Below are 18,782 nucleotides of genomic sequence, written 5' to 3' on the forward strand. Positions count from 1 at the left end.
CCGGCCCCCGTCAGTCCAGCCGGACGCCCCGGCGCTCCGGATCGCGCAGGTCGGTGCCCTGGTTCAGCCAGCGCTCCTGGAGCGCGGCCGCGCCGTGCACCCGCTTCCAGCCCGCCTCGTTGGGCGTCATCGGCAGCAGCGGCAGGAAGCGGACCGGCTCGGCCGGCTCGGCCAGTTCCAGGTCCTCGACCAGACCGCCCGGTTCGGCGGCCAGCACCGAGGTGAAGGGCGCGCCGTCCCAGAGCGGGGCGCCGAGGTCCAGCGAACCGCCCGGGGCCACCACCAGGCCCTCGACCTGCGGGGTCGCGGCGAAGGTGGCCAGGCTGCGCAGGACGCCGTCGCGCCCGCCGCGCACGGTCAGCAGCAGTTCGACGCGCGGGCCGCGCAGCTGGTCGGCGACCGCGGCGGTCGGGTCGGCCATCGGCGCGGCGGCCATCCCGAGCGTGGCGTACCGCACCAGGCCCTCGGCGTCGGGGCCGAAGCGCAGCACCTCGATCCGGTCGGTGCCGAGGAAGGTGACCGCGGCGCGGCCGCTCGGTTCGCCGAAGGTGGCGATCAGCCGGGCCTCGACGGCGGCCAGCACCGCCTCCCGGGAGAGCTCCGGGGAGCTGCCGCCGTGGGGATCGCCGAAGAGCGGGAAGTCGTGGGCCATGCCGGTGAGCGTAACCCGCGGGGGCACGGGGGCCGCGTGCGGGCGTCCCGGAGGGTCGGCCCGTCAAGGACCAGTAAAGCCTGGGGAACCCCTCGGCGCCGATGGCCGGTCAGATGTTAGGGTGAGCGACTGGCCACCGGAATTCTTCCGTTCCGGGGCGGCGGCGCGAAGGAGGTGGTTGCGGTGGATACCGGCCGACCATGCAGTACCGGCAGCTCTGCCCGGCCCCGACTTCCCCGTACCCCGCGCCCCGCAGGCCCAATCGGCTGATTCAGCCGCGGTAGCCCCGGGCGCAGGCCCACGGCGGACGGACCGGCCGGGAGAGCACATTCATCCCCCTGTCACCGGTGTTCTTCGCCGTCGTACTGCGGCCGAACGTTTCTCCTTCCGCGCCGCCCTGCGACGGCTCCCTGCCCCTGGGAGCCTGCCATGTCGATGATCAACAGCCTGCGTGCCGCCGTCCGCACCAACCGCCGCCGCGGCGCGTCCGGGGTGTACGACGTCCTCCCCGAGGGCGCCGGCTCGGCGGTCGTCGACTGCGCGGTCTACCAGCACGGCAAGCGCAAGGGCGTGACCTGCAGCCCGCGCGAGGCCGCCCGCCGGGTCAAGGCCGAGCAGCAACTCCCGGAGGGCACCGGCTCGTTCAGCTGGATCGGGCTGCACGAGCCGACCGAGGCGGAGTTCGAGGGGATCGCCCAGCGCTTCGGGCTGCACCCGCTCGCGGTCGAGGACGCGGTGCACGCGCACCAGCGGCCCAAGGTCGAGCGCTACGACGACGTGCTGTTCGCCGTCTTCAAGACCATCCGCTACGTCGAGCACGACCAGCTCACGCCCACCAGCGAGGTGGTGGAGACCGGCGAACTGATGGTGTTCGCCGGGCGGGACTTCGTGATCACCGTCCGGCACGGCGGCCACGGCTCGCTCCAGGAGCTGCGCCACCGCCTGGAGGCCGACGCGGACGAGACCGGGCTGCTCGCCAAGGGCCCCGCAGCGGTGCTGCACGCGATCGCCGACCACGTGGTGGACAACTACCTGCTGGTCGCCGAGCGGCTGCAGAACGACGTGGACGAGATCGAGTACGGCGTCTTCTCGGCCAAGGGCGGCCGCAGCTCCGACGTCGGCCGGGTCTACCAACTCAAGCGCGAGGTCCTGGAGTTCAAGCGCGCCGTGGTACCGCTGCTGCGCCCGATGCAGCAGCTGTCCGAGCCGCTGCAGCGCCTGGTGGACCCGGACATCCAGAAGTACTTCCGGGACGTCGCCGACCACCTGGCCCGGGTCGCCGAGCAGGTGCACGGCTTCGACGAGCTGCTGAACTCGCTGCTGCAGGCCAACCTGGCGCAGGTCTCGGTGGCGCAGAACGAGGACATGCGCAAGATCACCGCCTGGGCGGCGATCTTCGCGGTGCCCACCATGATCACCGGCGTCTACGGCATGAACTTCGAGTACATGCCGGAGCTGCACCACAAGTACGGCTACCCGACGGTGCTCGGCGCGATCGTGCTGATCTGCGTCGGGATGTACCGGGGGTTCCGCCGCAACGGCTGGCTCTGACGGCTCCGACGGCTCTGCGGGCTCTCACGCCGACCGCGGCAGGCGTCGGCGCCGACCGCGGCAGGCGTCAGCGCCGACCGCCGCGGGCGACCAGGACCAGCCCGAGCAGGATCACCACCACCGCCGGGTACGCGGCCGCCGGCGGCCACTGCCCCAGCCAGAGGGCCGCGATCAGCGCCGCCCCCGGGGTCTCCAGCAGGATCGCGGTGGAGGTGACCGACGGTCCGAGGGTGCGCACCACCCGGTTGCTCAGCGAGTGGCCGAGCAGCTGGGCGGCGACCATCAGCAGCACGATCTGCCACCACACCCCGGCCGGCCACCCGGCCAGCGGGGTCCCGGCGACCAGGCAGATGCCGAGCAGGACCACCGCCGTGGTGGCGTAGCAGACCAGGGTGTACCCGGTGGTGCTGACGGTCTTGCGGACCTCGGCGCCCAGCAGCATGTACCCGGCCGCGGCCAGTCCGGCGGCCAGCGCGAGCGCGTCGCCGAGCAGCGCGCGGGGGGAGAGCGACAGGTCGACCCCGGTCAGCACCAGCACGCCGGCGAAGGCCACGACCGTGCCCAGCCAGACCATTCGGGGCGCCCGGACGCCCATCAGCCGCATCAGCAGGATGGTCCACAGCGGGGTGGTGGTGACCAGGGCGGTGGCCGAGGCCACCGAGGTCATCCGCAGGCTGGGCATCCACAGCGCGAAGTGGACGCCGAGCAGTGTCCCGGCGGCGATCGCGAGCAGCAACGCCCGGCGGCCGATCCCGCGCAGTTCGGCACGGTGGCGCAGCAGCGCGTACGGGCCGAGGACGCCCACCGACATGACGTTGCGCCAGAAGGCGATCGCCAGCGCGGGCGCGGCGGTGGCGCTGATCAGCGGGCCGGACAGCGAGATGCCGCCGATCGAGACGGCGAGCAGCAGCAGGTCGAGGGTGGGGAGCGGGTGCGTCGGGCGCGCGTCGGCGGCGGGTGCGGAAGCGGGGGCGGGGGCGGTCGCGGGCCGGGCGGCGGGCACGGCGCTCCTCTGCTGGTCGCGGTGGCTGGGGCGGCTCATACGGTAAGGCCCGTGGCGCGCCAATGGAACTGTCGCCCGGGGGCTGAGACGTCCGGCGGACGGGAAAGGGGCGGAAACCCGTACGCTGTCGGCCATGGACCGTACGCCCGCCGCCGCGCCCGCCGACGCCTTCCTCGACCAGGCCCTGCTGGAGGAGGCCGCGAAGAAGTCCGGTCTGCTCTGGGTGCGCGCGGACGGGCAGGAGCAGGCCCGGCCGCTGTGGCACGCCTGGCACGACGGCGCGGTCGTGGTGGTCGGCGAGGGCGGCGAGCAGCCGCTGCACGGTCTGACCCCCGGCGCCGGGGCCGTGGTGACCGTCCGCAGCAAGGACAAGGGCGGCCGGCTGACCGGCTGGAGCGCCCGGGTGGTCGAACTGCCGCCGGGCGGCGAGGCCTGGCTGGGCGCCGTCGAGGAGCTCAAGGGCAAGCGGCTGAACGCGCCCGACACCGACACGATCACCGAGCGCTGGGCCCGCGAGTGCCGGGTGCTGCGGCTGGAGCCCACCGGGCCGCTCACCGAGCACCCCGGCGCGATGCCGGACGGCTCGCACGCCGCCCAGCCGATGCCCACCGGGGCCACCACCCGCCGCCCGATCCCGGCCGGCCTGCCCAAACTGCTGTTCAAGCGCCGTTAAAGGTTCACGCCGAGGTCGCCGAGGACCGCTACGGTGCCTCGTCGGGCCGGGCTCCGCACTCGCGGGTAGATTTGGCCCCGGGTGCGCCCCGGCGACACCCGCGCACCGCGAACGGCGTCGAGCGAGTCGAGGGAGTTCATGGCAGGGCCAAGCACCCGGGTCTTCATCTCCCACCTGTCCACCATCGCGGTCTTCGACCCGAACGGCGACCAGGTCGGCCGGGTCCGGGACGTGGTCGTCTCGCTGCGGCTCGGCGGGCGCCCGCCGCGCGTGCTCGGTCTGGTGGTCGAAGTGGTCGGCCGGCGCCGGATCTTCCTGCCGATGACCCGGATCACCAGCCTGGAGTCCGGCCAGGTGCTCACCACCGGCGTGATCAACCTGCGCCGCTTCGAGCAGCGCCCGTCCGAGACCCTGGTCCTCGCCGAACTGCTCGACCGCACCGTCACCTGGTCCAAGACCGGTGAGGACGTCACCGTGCTGGACGTCGGCATGGTGCAGACCCGGCTGCGCGAGTGGGAGATCAGCAAGGTCTTCGTCCAGCTCGGCCGGGCCGGCCGGCTGCGCAAGGGCAAGGGCGAGCGGCTCACCCTGGACTGGCAGGACGTCACCGGTTTCTCGCTGCCCGAGCAGGACCAGGGCGCGGCCAACCTGCTCGCCACGTTCGAGCAGCTGCGCCCCGCCGACCTCGCCAGCGTGATGCACCACCTGTCCGCCAAGCGCCGCGCCGAGGTGGCCGCCGCGCTGGACGACGAGCGGCTGGCCGACGTCCTGGAGGAGCTGCCCGAGGACGACCAGGTCGAGATCATCGGCAAGCTCAAGGAGGAGCGCGCCGCCGACGTCCTGGAGGCGATGGACCCGGACGACGCCGCCGACCTGCTCTCCGAACTGCCCGGCGACGAGGCCGAACGGCTGCTCCAGCTGATGGAGCCGGACGAGGCCGCGCCGGTGCGCCGCCTGCTGACCTACGAGGAGGACACCGCCGGCGGTCTGATGACCACCGAGCCGGTCGTCCTGGAGCCGGACGCGACGGTCGCCGAGGCGCTGGCCCGGGTCCGGATCAGGGACCACAAGCCCGCGCTCGCCGCCCAGGTCTTCGTCTGCCGCCCGCCGAACGAGACCCCGACCGGCCGCTACCTGGGCACCGTGCACTTCCAGCGGCTGCTGCGCGAACCCCCGTACGTCCTGGTCGGCTCGCTCGTCGACGACGACCTGGACCCGCTGCCGCCGGACACCCCGCTGTCCCTGATCACCAGCTACCTGGCGACCTACAACCTGGTCGCCGCGCCGGTCGTGGACGAGGCGGACCACCTGCTCGGCGCGGTGACCGTCGACGACGTCCTCGACCACCTGCTGCCGGACGACTGGCGCGACGCCGCACTGCACGCCGACGACGACCGGCAGGACCGGCACGACCGGCAGGACCACAGGGAAGGGGTGACCGGTGGACGGTGACCGCAACGGCCGCCCGGACGACTCGGCGCGCCGGCGCCTCCAGGGCGAGCTGCGCCAGCTCCGCCAGTTGCGCGAGCTGCGCACCCGCGAGGGCGGCCGCGAACGGCGGGCCGAGACCACCCCGATCACCGGCACCGGCCGCACCCGGCTCGACCAGCCGCGCACCGAACGGCCCGGCCTGCTCTCGCTGCCCTCCTACGACCCGGAGGCCTTCGGCGTCCTCTCCGAGCGGATCGCCCGCTTCCTCGGCACCGGGCGGTTCATCGTCTGGATGACGGTGGTGGTGGTCGTCTGGATAGCGTGGAACACCCTGCTGCCGGCCACCGTCCGCTTCGACGAGTACCCGTTCATCTTCCTGACCCTGGCGCTGTCGCTGCAGGCCTCGTACGCGGCCCCGCTGATCCTGCTGGCGCAGAACCGCCAGGACAACCGGGACCGCGTCAACATGGAGCAGGACCGGGCCCGCAGCGACCGCAACATCGCGGACACCGAGTACCTCACCCGGGAGGTCGCGGCCCTGCGGCACGGACTCGGCGAGGTGGCCACCCGCGCCTTCATCGCCTCCGAGATGAGCGGTATCCGCTCCGAACTGCAGTCCCTGCTCAGGGAGATCGAGGAGCGCCGGGACGCCCCCGAGCCGCTGTGACCGGCGGCACGCTACCGGCGGGTTAAGCGGTTCGCCCGGCGCCGTACCATCAAGGCATGGCCAACGAGACAGAGGTCGCGGCCGGCGTCACGGAGGAGTCCGTACGCCAGGCGCTGGCGACCGTCAACGACCCGGAGATCAACCGCCCGATCACCGAGATCGGCATGGTGAAATCGGTCGAGATCGCCGAGGGCGGCGCGGTGCGCGTCGCGGTCTACCTGACGGTCTCCGGCTGCCCGATGCGCGACACCATCACCACCCGGGTCCGCGAGGCGGTCGGCAAGGTGGCCGGCGTGACCGGCGTCGAGGTCGAGCTCGACGTGATGAGCGACGAGCAGCGCAAGGAGCTCTCCCAGCTGCTGCGCGGCGGCGCCCCCGAGCGGGAGATCCCGTTCGCCAAGCCGGGCACCCTGACCCGCGTCTACGCCGTCGCCTCCGGCAAGGGCGGCGTCGGCAAGTCCTCGGTGACCGTCAACCTGGCGGCCGCGATGGCCGCGGACGGCCTGAAGGTCGCCGTCGTGGACGCCGACATCTACGGCCACAGCGTGCCGCGCATGCTGGGCGTCGAGGGCAAGCCGACCCAGGTCCAGGACATGATCATGCCGCCGCAGGCGAACGGCGTGAAGGTCATCTCGATCGGCATGTTCACCCCGGGCAACGCCCCGGTGGTCTGGCGCGGCCCGATGCTGCACCGCGCGCTCCAGCAGTTCCTCGCCGACGTGTACTGGGGCGACCTGGACGTGCTGCTGCTGGACCTGCCGCCCGGCACCGGCGACATCGCGATCTCGGTGGCCCAGCTGGTCCCCAACGCGGAGATCCTGATCGTCACCACCCCGCAGATGGCCGCCGCCGAGGTGGCCGAGCGGGCCGGCACCATCGCGGTGCAGACCCACCAGAAGATCGTCGGCGTGATCGAGAACATGTCCGGCATGCCGTGCCCGCACTGCGACGAGATGATCGACGTCTTCGGCACCGGCGGCGGCCAGACCGTCGCGGACGCGCTCACCCGCACGGTCGGTGCGACCGTCCCGGTGCTCGGCTCGATCCCGATCGACGTGCGCCTGCGCGAGGGCGGCGACGACGGCCGCCCGGTCGTGCTCGCCGCGCCCGACTCCCCGGCCGGCGCCGCCCTGCGCGCGGTGGCCGGCAAGCTCGGCGGCCGCCAGCGCGGACTGTCCGGGATGTCGCTCGGACTGACGCCCAAGAACAAGTTCTGAGGCGGTGACGCCCGCCCCGAGCCGAAGGGGCGCGCCGGTGCCGAAAAGGAGAAGCGAGGAGGCCCTGAGGAACGAAGGGCCTTGGAGCGCCGACCGTCGGCACCGGCTCCCCGGCGCCCCGGAGGCGAGCGGGCGAGTGACAGCAGGGGGTCGGTGATGATCACCGGCCCCCTTCGTCGTGCCCGCGCCTGCTACGGCCTGGTGTAGCTGCCCAGGTCCGGGACGGTGCAGAAGCCGACGCCGTAGGCGCTGACGCCGCGGCCGTAGGCGCCGAGCAGGACACCGGGGGCCTCGCCCGCCAGCACCCAGCCGTACTCGGACTCCCGGTAGCGGAAGGGCTGCGGCAGGCCGTTGACCGGCAGGCTGAGGGTGGACCAGCCGGGGCCCGCCAGGTCGTCGGCGAGGTCCCAGGCGAGGCTGCTCTGCTGGTCCAGCCAGTCCTGGCGCAGCGCGCGGTCCAGCTGGCCCGGCCAGGTCGCGGCGAGCAGGCCGGAGCCGGCCAGCCAGGCCGCGGAGGAGGCGCTGGTCGCCTCCAGGGTGCCGGTGTTGTCGGCGCTGCGCCGGCTGTCGCGGCGGGCGACGGTGACCACGGCCGCGAACTTCCGCATGTCGCGCGGCTCGTACTGCTTGGCCGGCTCGTCGCCGTGGCCGAGCGAGCCGTAGTCGACGCTGCCCGTGGCGCGGGTGCCGGCGCCCGCCTGCATCAGGTAGCGGCGGCCGGTCCAGCCGTCGTCCAGCCCGTACCAGGGGAAGTCGGCGGACAGGTAGGGCACCAGCGGGTCCGCCGGGCCGGCCTGTCCGCCGACCACCGGGCCGCCGGCCGTGGCCGTCGCCCCTCCCGTCTGACTCGTCGCGTCCATCCCCGGGCCTCCTCAAACGCACGTTTGCCTGCCGTGGCGCGCTCCCATGGTGGCGTACCGCGGCGTTCCCGGGGGCCGTTCCTGGTCCGCGACAGTGCGGAATGTGACGGACGGCTCAGCGGGAACAATCAGCACAATAGCGGCGCACGCACCACCGCCCCGCTCAGCCGGGCGGCCGGGCGGGGCGGTGGCGCGCTGCCGGAGCGCCCTGGAGGACGGGTCAGGTGGCGTCGGGGTCGAACGGGGGCCGCTCGCCGGCCGTCAGCGGGACCCCCGCGGAGGCGGGTGCCGGGGCGGCGGACTTCTCGAAGCTGACACTGCCGGTGCGGCCGTTCACCGGCGCCGCGGGCTTGTCGTCCAGGACGGAGCGGATGTCCAGCGAGTCCTTCATGTCCTTGAGGCCCAGCGGGTCCTCCTGGCCGCCCATGAGCTGCTTGCGGACGAAGGTCTTGGGGTTGAGGTCCTCGAACTCGAAGTCCTGGAACTCGGGGCCGAGCTCGCTGCGGATGTCCTCCTTCGCGTTGTCGGCGAAGGAACGGATCTTCCGGATGAAGCCCATGGTGTCCTGGATCAGCTTCGGGAGCTTGTCCGGGCCGAAGATGATGATCGCCATGACGATCAGGGTGAGGATCTCCAGCCCGCCTACGTCGCTGAACACCTTTGCTCCCTAGCTCGCCGGACGACGGTTCCTACAGGGTAATGGCCACCGGCGAGTCCCTGGTCCACGCTGCGATGAAGCCGTGGTAAAGACCTGCCGGTGGCCTGGTGCGTCGAGCCCGGGTGCCGGCGCCCTCCGGGGGCGCTCTAGCGGGTCTGCTGGCGCAGGGCGGCGATGCCGCCGAGGAAGCGCTCCGGGGTGGGCGGCGGGGAGGCGCCGCGGGTCGCGGCGACCGGGCGGCCGGGGAAGTCCACCGGGACCTGCGCGTTCATCGGGACGAGCCCGCCACCGCGGCCGGTGCCGACGTTGCCGCCGGCCGGGCTGACGGTGGTGCCGTGCCGCTCCTCGCCCTGCGGGGAGAGCCCGCCGACGCCACCGAGCGTGACCGCGGCGACCGAGAAGGCGCCCGCGGCGGCGAAGACCAGGCGGCGCCCGCGCGCGGGGGGGCGCAGGGCGGCCGCGGACGGCTGCGTACGGACCCCGGGGTCCGGTCCGGCGTCCGGCTCGGGACGGGCGGTGCGCCGGCCCATCAGCGGCCGCAGCACCGCGCCGCGGCCGAAGGCCCGCGGGTCGACCCCGGGCACGGGCGCGTCGGCGCCCAGCGCGCCCGCGCCGAAGGAGGCCCCGGCGCCGCGGCCGAAGGAGCCGCCGGTGAGCCGGCTGCCGCCGAGCGTGCCGGTGGCGGCGACCCCGCCGCCGGGCAGGTCGTCGTCGTCATCGCGGCGCCCGCGCCCGGACGGCCAGTCGCCGCCCGCCGGGTCGTCCTCGGGGAGGTTGCCGACGGCCATCAGCCGGGCCATCAGCGCGGAGGAGGGGCCGGGCGGGGCGGTGCGGGTCAGCAGGTGCTTGACGCCCCGGCCCTCGTCGGCCTCGGCGAGGCACTGCGGACAGGTCGCCAGGTGCGCCTGGACGCGCTCGCGCGAGTCGTGGCCGAGTTCGCCGTCCAGGAACGCGGAGAGGCGGTCCCCGAGGTGGTGCTCCTCGGCGGCGGGCTCCACCGGCCGTACCGGCAGCGCGTGCAGGGCCGTGTCGGCGGGCAGCGCCAGTGCGGGCAGCACGGGCTCACCGGGGTCGTCGGCACCGCGACGGCCCGGCAGCGCCCAGCTCCGCCGGGACAGGGACCGGCCGGACGTGTCCGGACGGTCCGAGCCGGACCGGCTGGTTCCGCTCACGATCGCCTCCGTCCGCTCCCACCGGGCGCGACCGCGGCCTCGACCGCGCCGACGCCGACCGGCACCGGCTCCTCCGAGCCGCCGCGGCGCTCACGGCCGGGGGCCGAGCCGGGGGCGCGGTGCTTGAGCGCGGCGCGCAGGTGCGAGCGGCCGCGGTGGATGCGGCTGCGGACGGTGCCGAGCTTGACGCCCAGCGTGGCGGCGATCTCCTCGTACGACAGGCCCTCGATGTCGCAGAGCACCACGGCGGCGCGGAACTCCGGCGCCAGGGTGTCCAGGGCCTGCTGCACGTCGGCGTCGAAGTGGGTGTCGCTGAAGTGCTGGGCCGGGCTGGGCTCGCGGGAGGCGAGCCGCTCGGCCGCGTCCTCGCCGAGCGCGTCGAAACGGATGCGCTGGCGGCGGCGGACCATGTCCAGGAAGAGGTTGGTGGTGATCCGGTGCAGCCAGCCCTCGAACGTGCCGGGGGTGTAGGTGGACAGCGAACGGAACACCCGGACGAAGACCTCCTGGGTGAGGTCCTCGGCGTCGTGCTGGTTGCCCGTCAGACGGTAGGCGAGCCGGTAGACGCGGGCGCTGTGCGCCTCGACGATCTCCTCCCAGGAGGGCGGAGTCCAGGTCTGCGCGTCAGGCCCCTCGGCGAACGTGGCGAGGGCGGGGGCCTCGGCGGTCCCGGCGGCCGGCGTCACGGCGGCGGGCTGGTCCAGGTCGGAGTGCGCAGGCTGGTTCATCACGGGCTTCGGCGTACGGATCGACGCGGTGCCGCGGGAGTGCCGCCGCACGGGGACGTCGCCCTCGGCCACACCTCCTCGGTCGGCTCTTCTGCCCAGCAGGGCCACCACCATATCCACCTCACCCGTCAAGCCCGGATAAAAGTGCCCGGGAGGTCTCCCGCACCCGGTCCTTCATCACAACGGCCCGCCGCAGTACGCGGTTCCCGCCCGGCCAGTAATCTGTGGCAGGAAATATCGACATCCCCCGGCACCGGGCCGCCACCCGGGGCTCCGAAAGAGGCAGCCATCAGCGAGTTCGGGCCCGCGCGAGCGGCCCTCGCCGACACCTACGTGGGCGAGGACGCGGTGCTCACCTACGCCCGGGCCCAGTCCGCGCGCACCGGCATACGCGCGATCGGCCCCAGCGGCGGGGCCTGTCTGCGCCTCCTGGCGGCCGCGCTGGACGCCAAGGCGGTGGCCGAGATCGGCACCGGCACGGGGGTGTCCGGCGTCTACCTGCTGCGCGGGATGCGGCCGGACGGTGTGCTCACCACGGTCGACTCGGAGCCGGTGCGCCAGCAGCTGGCCCGCGAGGCGTACCAGGCGGCCGGGTTCGCGGCCAACCGCTCCCGGTTCATACCGGGCCGGGCCCTGGACGTGCTGCCCAGGCTCGCCGACGGCCAGTACGACCTGGTGTTCTGCGACGGCGATCCGGCCGAGTCGCGCGAGTACCTGCTGGAGTCGCTGCGGCTGCTGCGGCCGGGCGGGATGGTCTGCTTCGAAGGGGTCTTCCAGGAGGGCCGGCTGGCCGAGCCGGAGCTGCAGGACCCGCAGACCGGCGCGGTCCGGGACCTGGTCCGGGACGTACGGGAGAGCGAGGCGCTGCTGCCGGCCCTGCTGCCGGTCTCGGACGGCCTGCTCTGCGCGGTCAAACGCTAGGCGACGACCCGCCGGGCCCCGCCGGGCGCCGGGGGGCCGTCAGACGCCGGTCCACCGCCGCGAGCGGGTCCGGGCGGGCCGGAAAACGCGCGGACCCGGGCCGACATGACGTCGTACCCGGGCCCGGCAGCACATCTCCAGGGAGATGGTGAGCACCCGCTGCGGTCAGCCGCAGGCCTTCTTCAGGGCCTCGCCCAGGGCGTCGGCCTCGTCAGGCGTGAGCTCCACCACAAGGCGCCCGCCGCCTTCGAGCGGAACGCGCATGATGATGCCCCGTCCCTCTTTGGTGACTTCGAGCGGGCCGTCACCCGTCCGCGGCTTCATGGCCGCCATGCTCGTTCCCCTTCCTGCAACCGCTCAGCTACGCACCGGCAGTCCGTCCACCGCCGGTATCGAACGCATTGATCGGAAGCCATTATCCCGCATGCCACGGGCTGATGACCAACATCACTCTCGGTGCAACCTCGGCCGGACCGCACCCAACCGCCCCAATTCACGTCATAAGCCCCGGCGTGGCGGCGGTGTGGACGCGGCCGGAAGGTGCGATACCTCACACTCCCCAGGCCACCGCATGCTCCGGCATCCTGACACACGACACCGACACCACGACGATCACCAGGGAGCCCTCACCCATGTCCGACTCCGTGCTGTACGAGCTCGACGGCGGCCTGGCCGTGATCACCATCAACCGTCCGGAGGCGATGAACGCCCTCGACGTCGCCACCAAGGTCGCGCTGCGCGACACCGTGGTCGCCGCTGCCGAGGACCCGGCGGTGCGGGCGGTGCTGCTGACCGGGGCGGGCGAGCGCGCGTTCTGCGTCGGGCAGGACCTGAACGAGCACCTGGCGCTGCTGAAGCGCGCCGAGGAGACCGGCGAGGGCGCGCTGCGCACCGTCGCCGAGCACTACAACCCGCTGACCCGGGCGCTGGCCGGGATGCGCAAGCCGACCGTCGCCGCCGTCGGCGGGGTGGCGGCCGGCGCGGGCGCCTCGCTGGCCTTCGCCTGCGACTTCCGGATCCTGTCCGACCGGGCCGGCTTCAACACCGCCTTCGCCGGGATCGGCCTCACCGCCGACTCGGGCGCCTCCTGGACCCTGCCCCGCCTGGTCGGGCACGCCAAGGCCACCGAACTGCTGATGCTGCCCCGGACGGTCAAGGCCGCCGAGGCGATGGAGCTGGGCCTGGCCACCAAGGTGGTGCCGGCCGAGGAACTCGCCGCCACCGCACGGGTCTTCGCCCGCGAGCTGGCCGAGGGCCCGACCGTCGCCTACGGCGCCATCAAGGAGTCGCTGGCGTACGGCGCCTCGCACTCGCTGTCCGAACTCCTCGACAAGGAGGACGAGCTGCAGACGCTGGCCGGCGAGAGCGAGGACCACCGGATCGCGGTGCGCGCCTTCATCGCCAAGGAGAAGCCGAAGTACGTGGGCCGCTGAGACCGCCGGGGGCCCGTCGGCCCCCGGCTACTTCGCGCCGGTGCGGACGGTGCGGACGTGGCAGTCCGCCAGGTGGTCGTCCACCAGGCCGCAGGCCTGCATCAGGGCGTAGGCGGTGGTCGGGCCGACGAAGCGGAAACCCGCCTTCTTCAGCGCCTTGGCCAGCGCCGTCGACTCGGGCGTGACGGCCGGCACCTCGCTCAGCCGGCGGGGGGCCGGCCGGTCCGGCTCAGGGGCGAAACCCCAGATCAGCGCATCCAGACCACCGTCCAGGTCGCGGGCGACCCGCGCGTTGGCGATCGCCGCCTCGATCTTGGCCCGGTTGCGGATGATCCCGGCGTCGGCGAGCAGCCGCTCCTTGTCGGCCTCGCCGAACTCGGCGACCCTGGCGATCTCGAAGCCGGCGAACGCGGCCCGGAAGCCCTCGCGACGGCGCAGGATGGTCAGCCAGGACAGGCCGGACTGGAAGGCCTCCAGGCAGACCCGCTCGAACAGCGCGTCGTCACCGTGCACCGGGCGGCCCCACTCGGTGTCGTGGTAGACCCGGTAGTCGTCGGTGGAATCGCCCCAGGCGCAGCGCCGCAGCCCGTCCGCGCCGAGCACCGCGCCGTCCGCCGGGGCCGTCACTGCTCCGTCACCGGCTTCGCGTCCTCGGGGGCCGGGACCGGCTCGTCGGCGGACGACTCGGTGAAGGACGACTCGGTGAAGGACGGCTTGGTGAGGGCGACGGCCGGCTCGACGACCTTGGCGAACTGCTCCAGGCCGGGCAGCGGTTCGGCCGCCGGGTCGGGGGCGCCGGTCGCCTCGACCGCGCCGCGCAGGTGGGCGGCGGCCTCCAGCTCGGCGATCCGCGCGTCGCGGTAGGCGAGTTCGGCGCCCAGGCGGTCCAGGACGTCGTCCACCTCGTCCATCCGGTAGCCGCGCAGCGCCATCGGCAGGCGCAGCTCGTCCACGTCCGCCTTGCCCAGCGGGCGGTCCTGCGGGAGCCGTGCGGAGATGCGGTCCGGGACCGCCTCCGGCATCGAGCCGCCCCCGCCGAGCGCCACCAGGGCGGCGCCGCCGACCACCACGGCCATGGCGACCACGATCACCCAGAACACGAGCTGTCCTCCCGAACTCCCGGTCGGCCTTCGTCGAGGTGCCAGGGAACCAGACTGATCATGACAGCATGGTCCCTTAGTGAGGCCGGGGGCCATCATCGCACCCGCAGGAGCTCTGGAGGAGACATCGGTGGCACTGCGCCTGGGACCGCGGGAATTCGGTGACGACGAACTGGTGATCATGGCGATCGTCAACCGGACGCCGGACTCGTTCTTCGACAAGGGCGCGACCTTCGCCGACGAGGCCGCCTTCGCGGCCGCCGACCGGGCGGTGGCCGAGGGCGCGGCGATCCTGGACATCGGCGGGGTGAAGGCCGGGCCGGGCGACGAGGTCACGGTCGAGGAGGAGCTGCGGCGCACGGTGCCCTTCGTGGCCGAGCTGCGCAAGCGCCACCCCGAGGCCGTGATCAGCGTGGACACCTGGCGGCACGAGGTCGGCGAGGCGGTCTGCGAGGCGGGCGCGGACCTGCTGAACGACGCCTGGGGCGGGGTGGACCCGAAGCTCGCCGAGGTGGCCGCCCGCCACGACGTCGGGCTGGTCTGCACCCACGCCGGCGGCGCCGAGCCGCGCACCCGTCCGCACCGGACCGGGTACGAGGACGTGATGGCGGACATCCTGCGGGTCACCGTGGGACTGGCCGAGCGCGCGGTGGAGCTGGGCGTACGGCGGGACGCGGTGATCATCGACCCGGGCCACGACTTCGGCAAGAACACCCGGCACTCGCTGGAGGCGACCCGGCGGCTGCCGGAGATGACCGCGACCGGCTTCCCGGTGCTGGTCTCGCTCTCCAACAAGGACTTCGTCGGCGAGACCCTGGACAAGCCGGTGAACGAGCGGCTGCTCGGCACCCTGGCGACCACGGCGGTCTCCGCCTGGCTCGGCGCACGGGTCTACCGGGCGCACCAGGTCGCGGAGACCCGCCAGGTGCTGGACATGGTCGCCTCGATCCGGGGTACCCGCCCCCCGGCGGTCGCCCGCCGGGGGCTGGCCTGAACCCCTTTGACGGCGCTCGGCTCGCCTCGTGACGACGCTCGCTCGCGCGCGTGGCCCGGGAAGCGCCTAGATCTCGTTGGCGGGCCGACGGGCGTCGGCCAGGATCTTCATGACCTCGTCGAGCTCGTCGGTGATGTGGAACAGCTCCAGGTCGTGCGGGGCCGCCTTGCCCTGCGCGACCAGGGTGTTCTTCAGCCACTCGAAGAGGCCGCCCCAGTACGCGGTGCCGTAGAGGATCACCGGGAAGCGGGTGACCTTCTTCGTCTGCACCAGGGTGAGCGCCTCGAACAGCTCGTCCAGGGTGCCGAGGCCGCCGGGCAGGACCACGAAGCCCTGCGCGTACTTCACGAACATCGTCTTGCGGACGAAGAAGTAACGGAAGTTCAGCCCGAGGTCGACGAACTCGTTGAGGCCCTGCTCGAAGGGCAGCTCGATGCCGAGCCCGACGCTGAGGCCGCCGGCCTCGGAGGCGCCCCGGTTGGCGGCCTCCATCGCGCCCGGGCCGCCGCCGGTGATCACCGCGTAGCCGGCCTCGGCGAGGGCCCGGCCGATGGCCATGCCGGCCTCGTACTCGGGCGAGTCGGCCGGGGTCCGGGCGGAGCCGAAGACGCTGATCGCGGGAGGGAGTTCGGCGAGGGCACCGAAGCCCTCGACGAACTCGGAGGTGATCCGCAGCACCCGCCACGGGTCGGTGTGCAGCCAGTCGGTGGGGCCGGTGGTGTCCAGCAGCCGCTGGTCCGTGGTGCTCGTGCCGACCTGGTCCCGGCGCACCAGCACCGGGCCCTTCTGCTTCTCGGGCCAGGCCTTCTTCTTCCGCGGCACGCCGACCTGCTCGGGGCCGTGCCCGTACTGCTTTTCGTCTCCTGTGCCTGTCATGACGGAACCCTACGCCCGCCTTCCCCCGATTTCAGGCAACGGGGGAAGGTCGGTTCGGCAACCGGAAGGTGGCGTTCGACCGGTGATCGGATCAGCTGTCCGGAGCCACGGGCTCAGCCGGTCGGCCGGGCGCTCAGCCGGTCAGCCGCGGGCTCGGCCAGGCGCTCAGCCGGTGAGCCAGTCGCGCAGCCGCTGCTCGGTCTCGGCGATGGCGCTCAGCGAGCAGTGCTCCTCCCGCTTGTGCGCGAGGTTCGGGTCGCCGGGGCCGTAGTTGACCGCCGGGACGCCCAGCGCGCTGAACCGGGCGACGTCCGTCCAGCCGAACTTGGCCCGGGCCTGGCCGCCGGTGGCCGCCAGGAAGGCCTGCGCGGCCGGCTGTGAGAGGCCGGGCAGGGCGCCCGGGGCGAAGTCCGTGACGGTCAGCTCGAAGCCGTCGAAGACCTCGCGCACGTGCTTCTCCGCCTCCGCCTCGCTGCGGTCCGGCGCGTACCGGAAGTTGACCGTGACGACGCACTCGTCCGGGATCACGTTGCCGGCCACGCCGCCGTCGATCCGCACCGCGTTCAGGCCCTCGCGGTACTCCAGGCCGTCGATCTCCACCCGGCGCGGCTCGTACCGCGCGAGCCGGCCGAGCACCTCGGCGGCGTGGTGGATCGCGTTGTCGCCGAGCCAGCTGCGGGCCGCGTGGGCGCGCACCCCGGTGAGCCGGACCTGCGCCCGCAGGGTGCCCTGGCAGCCGCCCTCGACCATCGCCCCGCTGGGCTCCATCAGCACCGCGAAGTCGGCCGCCAGCCACTCCGGGCGCTCCTTGGCGAGGTGGCCGAGGCCGTTGCGGTGGGCCTCCACCTCCTCGCAGTCGTAGAACACGAAGGTGAGGTCCCGGTTGGGCTCGGGCAGGGTGGCGGCGAGCCGCAGCTGGACCGCCACGCCGGACTTCATGTCCGAGGTGCCGCAGCCGTAGAGCAGGTCCCCGTCGACGTACGAGGGCAGGTTGTCGGCGATCGGCACGGTGTCCAGGTGGCCGGCCAGCAGGACCCGCTCGGCGCGGCCCAGGGTCGTCCGGGCGACCACGTTGTTGCCGTACCGGTCCACCGTGAGGTGCGGGTAGCCGCGCAGCGCGGCCTCCACGGCGTCGGCGAGCGCCTGCTCGTCGCCGCTCACCGAGGGGAAGTCGACCAGGCGGGCGGTCAGCGCGCCACCGTCGAGAGTGAGGTCCAGGGGCGTCGGGTTCGGGCTGCTCATGGCGCCAGCCTAGTCCGCGCCGCGGACGCCCTCCGTGGTCGCTCTGTGACACGGGTCGGCTTCCCCGCCCCGAGCCGAAGGGCCGCGCCGGTGCCGAAAGGGAGAAGCGAGGAGGCCCGAGGAACGAGGGCATTGGAGCGCCGACCGTCGGCACCGGATCCGAGCGGCCCGGAGGCGAGCGGGCGAATAGCAGCAACCGGGGGGCGCCGCACATCCGTCCGAGTGGGTACGGTGTCGGATCAAGGTGCAGGCGCGAGAGGGGCGACGGTGGCCAGGAGAAGGAGCAGCGAGGAGCAGGGCGAGGACGAGACGCCCGCCCGCCGCCGCGGGCCGCTGCGCGCGCTGCTGATGGTGATCGTCGGGCTGCTCGGGCTCGCACTGGTCGCGGGCCTGGCCGTGGTCGGCATCTGGTGGTTCGGCTTCAAGCCGGGCGAGTCCGAGGGCTGCACGGTGAAGACCGCCGCCGGCAACGGCACCCTGGAGCTGCCGCAGGCCGCCAACGCCGCCACGATCGCCGCGGTGGCGCGCTCGCGCGGGCTGCCGGACCGGGCCACCACGATCTCGCTGGCGACCGCCATGCAGGAGTCCAAGCTGCGCAACCTCGCGGGCGGCGACCGGGACTCGATCGGCCTGTTCCAGCAGCGGCCGTCGATGGGCTGGGGCACCCCGGCGCAGATCGCGGACCCGGTGTACGCCACGAACAAGTTCCTGGACGGCCTGGTCAAGGTCCCCGGTTACACCCGGCTGCCGCTGACCGACGCCGCGCAGGCGGTGCAGAAGAGCGGCTACCCGCAGGCCTACGCCAAGCACGAGACCAAGGCGACGCTGCTCACCTCGGCGCTGGCCGGCCGGGAGCCCGGGTCCTTCTCCTGCATCGTGCACGACTACGCCAAGCCGGACCCGGAGGACTCCTCCTCCGCCACCCCGGGCGGCTCCCCCACCGCGGGCGCCTCCGCCACCCCGGCGGCGGCACCGGACCGGGCCCAGGTGCTGTCCGAGCGGGTGCGCCGGGAGTTCGGCCGCACGGTCACGCCGGCCACCGGCTACGCCTCGACCATCAAGGGCGCCGAGAACGCCGTCTCGCTGACCCCGGACCCGGCGACCGCCGCGCTGACCTCCGCCGACGCCGGCGCCGGTGCCGACGGCGGGGCGAACGCCGAGCGGGCCAGCGGCTGGGAGGTGGCCCACTGGGCGGTCGCCCAGGCCCAGCAGCTGGGCATCGCGACGGTCGCGTACGACGGCAAGATCTGGCGCAAGACGAAGTCGGGGGACGGCTGGCAGCCGCAGCCTTCGGGCACCTCGACCAAGCTCGTCCAGGTCACCCTGGCCCCGTCCGACAAGGGATGACGCACTGACGTTCGGGTTGCCGCCGGACGGGTGATTCCGGTCAACCCCGGTGGACCGGCCGCCCGTTCCGGCGACCCGGCCGGAGAACCGTCACTCCCCTTGGCCGGGGCCGGTCCGGTGGCGTCCGGCGGGGTCCGGCGAGCACCATCGCCGCAGTCCTACGATCCGATGGTCGGTCAGGAAGTTTCCTTGCACCGACCGAAACCTTCTGGCTTCTCAAGCGGTAACAACGTCGTCCGCCCGGTCGTCCACGCCCG

The 18,782-nt window shown here is 73.6% G+C and carries 20 protein-coding genes; 9 read left to right on the top strand and 11 right to left on the bottom strand.

Annotated features, from left to right (window positions below):
* Positions 1-10: 10 nt before the first annotated feature.
* Entirely contained in the window at positions 11-652 is a 642-nt protein-coding gene (locus tag ACYP53_RS04580) for a suppressor of fused domain protein (protein WP_189915604.1), read from the bottom strand.
* 429 nt (positions 653-1,081) lie between these two features.
* Between ACYP53_RS04580 and corA the strand changes: the two genes are divergently transcribed.
* Positions 1,082-2,203: a magnesium/cobalt transporter CorA gene (gene corA, locus ACYP53_RS04585; protein ID WP_189915603.1), complete on the top strand. Its 1,122-nt coding sequence runs from the start codon at positions 1,082-1,084 to the stop codon at positions 2,201-2,203.
* A 67-nt stretch (positions 2,204-2,270) separates the two neighbouring features.
* On the opposite strand, the gene ACYP53_RS04590 is transcribed toward corA, so the two are convergent.
* Positions 2,271-3,245, bottom strand: a complete 975-nt coding sequence (locus ACYP53_RS04590) for a DMT family transporter (RefSeq protein WP_189915602.1) — start codon at positions 3,243-3,245, stop codon at positions 2,271-2,273.
* 94 nt (positions 3,246-3,339) lie between these two features.
* Here ACYP53_RS04590 and ACYP53_RS04595 point away from each other — a divergent pair, with 94 nt between their 5' ends.
* The 4 genes from ACYP53_RS04595 (at position 3,340) to ACYP53_RS04610 (ending at position 7,194) form a co-directional block, all read left to right on the top strand.
* Positions 3,340-3,879, top strand: coding sequence for a hypothetical protein (locus tag ACYP53_RS04595; RefSeq protein ID WP_189915601.1), 540 nt, complete (start codon positions 3,340-3,342; stop codon positions 3,877-3,879).
* A 138-nt stretch (positions 3,880-4,017) separates the two neighbouring features.
* Entirely contained in the window at positions 4,018-5,331 is a 1,314-nt protein-coding gene (locus ACYP53_RS04600; protein ID WP_189915600.1) for a magnesium transporter MgtE N-terminal domain-containing protein, read from the top strand.
* Positions 5,332-5,380: 49 nt separating this feature from the next.
* Positions 5,381-5,977 (top strand): DUF1003 domain-containing protein, encoded by a 597-nt coding sequence (locus tag ACYP53_RS04605; RefSeq protein ID WP_373313706.1) that lies wholly within the window; start codon positions 5,381-5,383, stop codon positions 5,975-5,977.
* Between the two features lie 56 nt (positions 5,978-6,033).
* Positions 6,034-7,194 (top strand): Mrp/NBP35 family ATP-binding protein, encoded by a 1,161-nt coding sequence (locus tag ACYP53_RS04610; protein ID WP_189915599.1) that lies wholly within the window; start codon positions 6,034-6,036, stop codon positions 7,192-7,194.
* Between the two features lie 191 nt (positions 7,195-7,385).
* Here ACYP53_RS04610 and ACYP53_RS04615 read toward each other — a convergent pair whose 3' ends face one another.
* From ACYP53_RS04615 to sigE, 4 genes are all read right to left on the bottom strand, one after another.
* Positions 7,386-8,054: a hypothetical protein gene (locus tag ACYP53_RS04615; protein ID WP_189915598.1), complete on the bottom strand. Its 669-nt coding sequence runs from the start codon at positions 8,052-8,054 to the stop codon at positions 7,386-7,388.
* Between the two features lie 220 nt (positions 8,055-8,274).
* Positions 8,275-8,712, bottom strand: a complete 438-nt coding sequence (locus ACYP53_RS04620; RefSeq protein WP_459646688.1) for a sec-independent translocase — start codon at positions 8,710-8,712, stop codon at positions 8,275-8,277.
* Positions 8,713-8,858: 146 nt separating this feature from the next.
* Positions 8,859-9,884: a zf-HC2 domain-containing protein gene (locus tag ACYP53_RS04625; protein WP_189915596.1), complete on the bottom strand. Its 1,026-nt coding sequence runs from the start codon at positions 9,882-9,884 to the stop codon at positions 8,859-8,861.
* Complete coding sequence (gene sigE / locus ACYP53_RS04630; RefSeq protein WP_459647950.1) at positions 9,881-10,612, bottom strand: RNA polymerase sigma factor SigE; 732 nt, start codon at positions 10,610-10,612, stop codon at positions 9,881-9,883. The genes ACYP53_RS04625 and sigE overlap by 4 nt, the downstream gene beginning before the upstream one ends.
* Positions 10,613-10,900: 288 nt before the next feature.
* Here sigE and ACYP53_RS04635 point away from each other — a divergent pair, with 288 nt between their 5' ends.
* Positions 10,901-11,533 (top strand): O-methyltransferase, encoded by a 633-nt coding sequence (locus ACYP53_RS04635; protein WP_189915839.1) that lies wholly within the window; start codon positions 10,901-10,903, stop codon positions 11,531-11,533.
* Between the two features lie 165 nt (positions 11,534-11,698).
* Here ACYP53_RS04635 and ACYP53_RS04640 read toward each other — a convergent pair whose 3' ends face one another.
* Positions 11,699-11,866 (bottom strand): DUF3117 domain-containing protein, encoded by a 168-nt coding sequence (locus ACYP53_RS04640; RefSeq protein ID WP_014137929.1) that lies wholly within the window; start codon positions 11,864-11,866, stop codon positions 11,699-11,701.
* 299 nt (positions 11,867-12,165) lie between these two features.
* Between ACYP53_RS04640 and ACYP53_RS04645 the strand changes: the two genes are divergently transcribed.
* A complete protein-coding gene (locus tag ACYP53_RS04645) occupies positions 12,166-12,966 on the top strand; it encodes an enoyl-CoA hydratase-related protein (RefSeq protein ID WP_189915595.1) in 801 nt (266 codons plus the stop codon).
* 27 nt (positions 12,967-12,993) lie between these two features.
* On the opposite strand, the gene ACYP53_RS04650 is transcribed toward ACYP53_RS04645, so the two are convergent.
* Both ACYP53_RS04650 and ACYP53_RS04655 read right to left on the bottom strand, forming a co-directional pair.
* Positions 12,994-13,593, bottom strand: coding sequence for a DNA-3-methyladenine glycosylase I (locus tag ACYP53_RS04650; protein ID WP_459646689.1), 600 nt, complete (start codon positions 13,591-13,593; stop codon positions 12,994-12,996).
* Positions 13,590-14,066, bottom strand: a complete 477-nt coding sequence (locus tag ACYP53_RS04655; protein ID WP_459646690.1) for a DivIVA domain-containing protein — start codon at positions 14,064-14,066, stop codon at positions 13,590-13,592. The genes ACYP53_RS04650 and ACYP53_RS04655 overlap by 4 nt, the downstream gene beginning before the upstream one ends.
* Positions 14,067-14,247: 181 nt before the next feature.
* On the opposite strand from ACYP53_RS04655, the gene folP reads away from it, so the two are divergent.
* The gene (folP, locus tag ACYP53_RS04660) at positions 14,248-15,060 is read left to right on the top strand and encodes a dihydropteroate synthase (RefSeq protein ID WP_189915837.1); all 813 of its coding nucleotides are present in this window, start codon (positions 14,248-14,250) and stop codon (positions 15,058-15,060) included.
* Between the two features lie 66 nt (positions 15,061-15,126).
* Here folP and ACYP53_RS04665 read toward each other — a convergent pair whose 3' ends face one another.
* A complete protein-coding gene (locus ACYP53_RS04665; protein ID WP_189915593.1) occupies positions 15,127-15,936 on the bottom strand; it encodes an LOG family protein in 810 nt (269 codons plus the stop codon).
* A 165-nt stretch (positions 15,937-16,101) separates the two neighbouring features.
* Positions 16,102-17,178 (bottom strand): succinyl-diaminopimelate desuccinylase, encoded by a 1,077-nt coding sequence (dapE, locus tag ACYP53_RS04670; protein WP_189915592.1) that lies wholly within the window; start codon positions 17,176-17,178, stop codon positions 16,102-16,104.
* A 348-nt stretch (positions 17,179-17,526) separates the two neighbouring features.
* On the opposite strand from dapE, the gene ACYP53_RS04675 reads away from it, so the two are divergent.
* Complete coding sequence (locus ACYP53_RS04675; RefSeq protein ID WP_444542939.1) at positions 17,527-18,525, top strand: hypothetical protein; 999 nt, start codon at positions 17,527-17,529, stop codon at positions 18,523-18,525.
* Positions 18,526-18,782 lie beyond the last annotated feature (257 nt).

The organism is Kitasatospora sp. Ki12 (assembly GCF_054601375.1).

Excerpts from the sequence above, each read along its gene's own strand:
- dapE (WP_189915592.1), bottom strand. The coding sequence starts at position 17,178 with ATGAGCAGCCCGAACCCGACGCCCCTGGACCTCACTCTCGACGGTGGC.
- ACYP53_RS04590 (WP_189915602.1), bottom strand. The coding sequence starts at position 3,245 with ATGAGCCGCCCCAGCCACCGCGACCAGCAGAGGAGCGCCGTGCCCGCC.
- ACYP53_RS04600 (WP_189915600.1), top strand. The coding sequence starts at position 4,018 with ATGGCAGGGCCAAGCACCCGGGTCTTCATCTCCCACCTGTCCACCATC.
- ACYP53_RS04580 (WP_189915604.1), bottom strand. The coding sequence starts at position 652 with ATGGCCCACGACTTCCCGCTCTTCGGCGATCCCCACGGCGGCAGCTCC.
- ACYP53_RS04665 (WP_189915593.1), bottom strand. The coding sequence starts at position 15,936 with ATGACAGGCACAGGAGACGAAAAGCAGTACGGGCACGGCCCCGAGCAG.
- sigE (WP_459647950.1), bottom strand. The coding sequence starts at position 10,612 with ATGAACCAGCCTGCGCACTCCGACCTGGACCAGCCCGCCGCCGTGACG.
- ACYP53_RS04675 (WP_444542939.1), top strand. The coding sequence starts at position 17,527 with ATGGTGATCGTCGGGCTGCTCGGGCTCGCACTGGTCGCGGGCCTGGCC.
- ACYP53_RS04640 (WP_014137929.1), bottom strand. The coding sequence starts at position 11,866 with ATGGCGGCCATGAAGCCGCGGACGGGTGACGGCCCGCTCGAAGTCACC.
- ACYP53_RS04595 (WP_189915601.1), top strand. The coding sequence starts at position 3,340 with ATGGACCGTACGCCCGCCGCCGCGCCCGCCGACGCCTTCCTCGACCAG.
- folP (WP_189915837.1), top strand. The coding sequence starts at position 14,248 with ATGGCGATCGTCAACCGGACGCCGGACTCGTTCTTCGACAAGGGCGCG.
- ACYP53_RS04610 (WP_189915599.1), top strand. The coding sequence starts at position 6,034 with ATGGCCAACGAGACAGAGGTCGCGGCCGGCGTCACGGAGGAGTCCGTA.
- corA (WP_189915603.1), top strand. The coding sequence starts at position 1,082 with ATGTCGATGATCAACAGCCTGCGTGCCGCCGTCCGCACCAACCGCCGC.
- ACYP53_RS04615 (WP_189915598.1), bottom strand. The coding sequence starts at position 8,054 with ATGGACGCGACGAGTCAGACGGGAGGGGCGACGGCCACGGCCGGCGGC.
- ACYP53_RS04645 (WP_189915595.1), top strand. The coding sequence starts at position 12,166 with ATGTCCGACTCCGTGCTGTACGAGCTCGACGGCGGCCTGGCCGTGATC.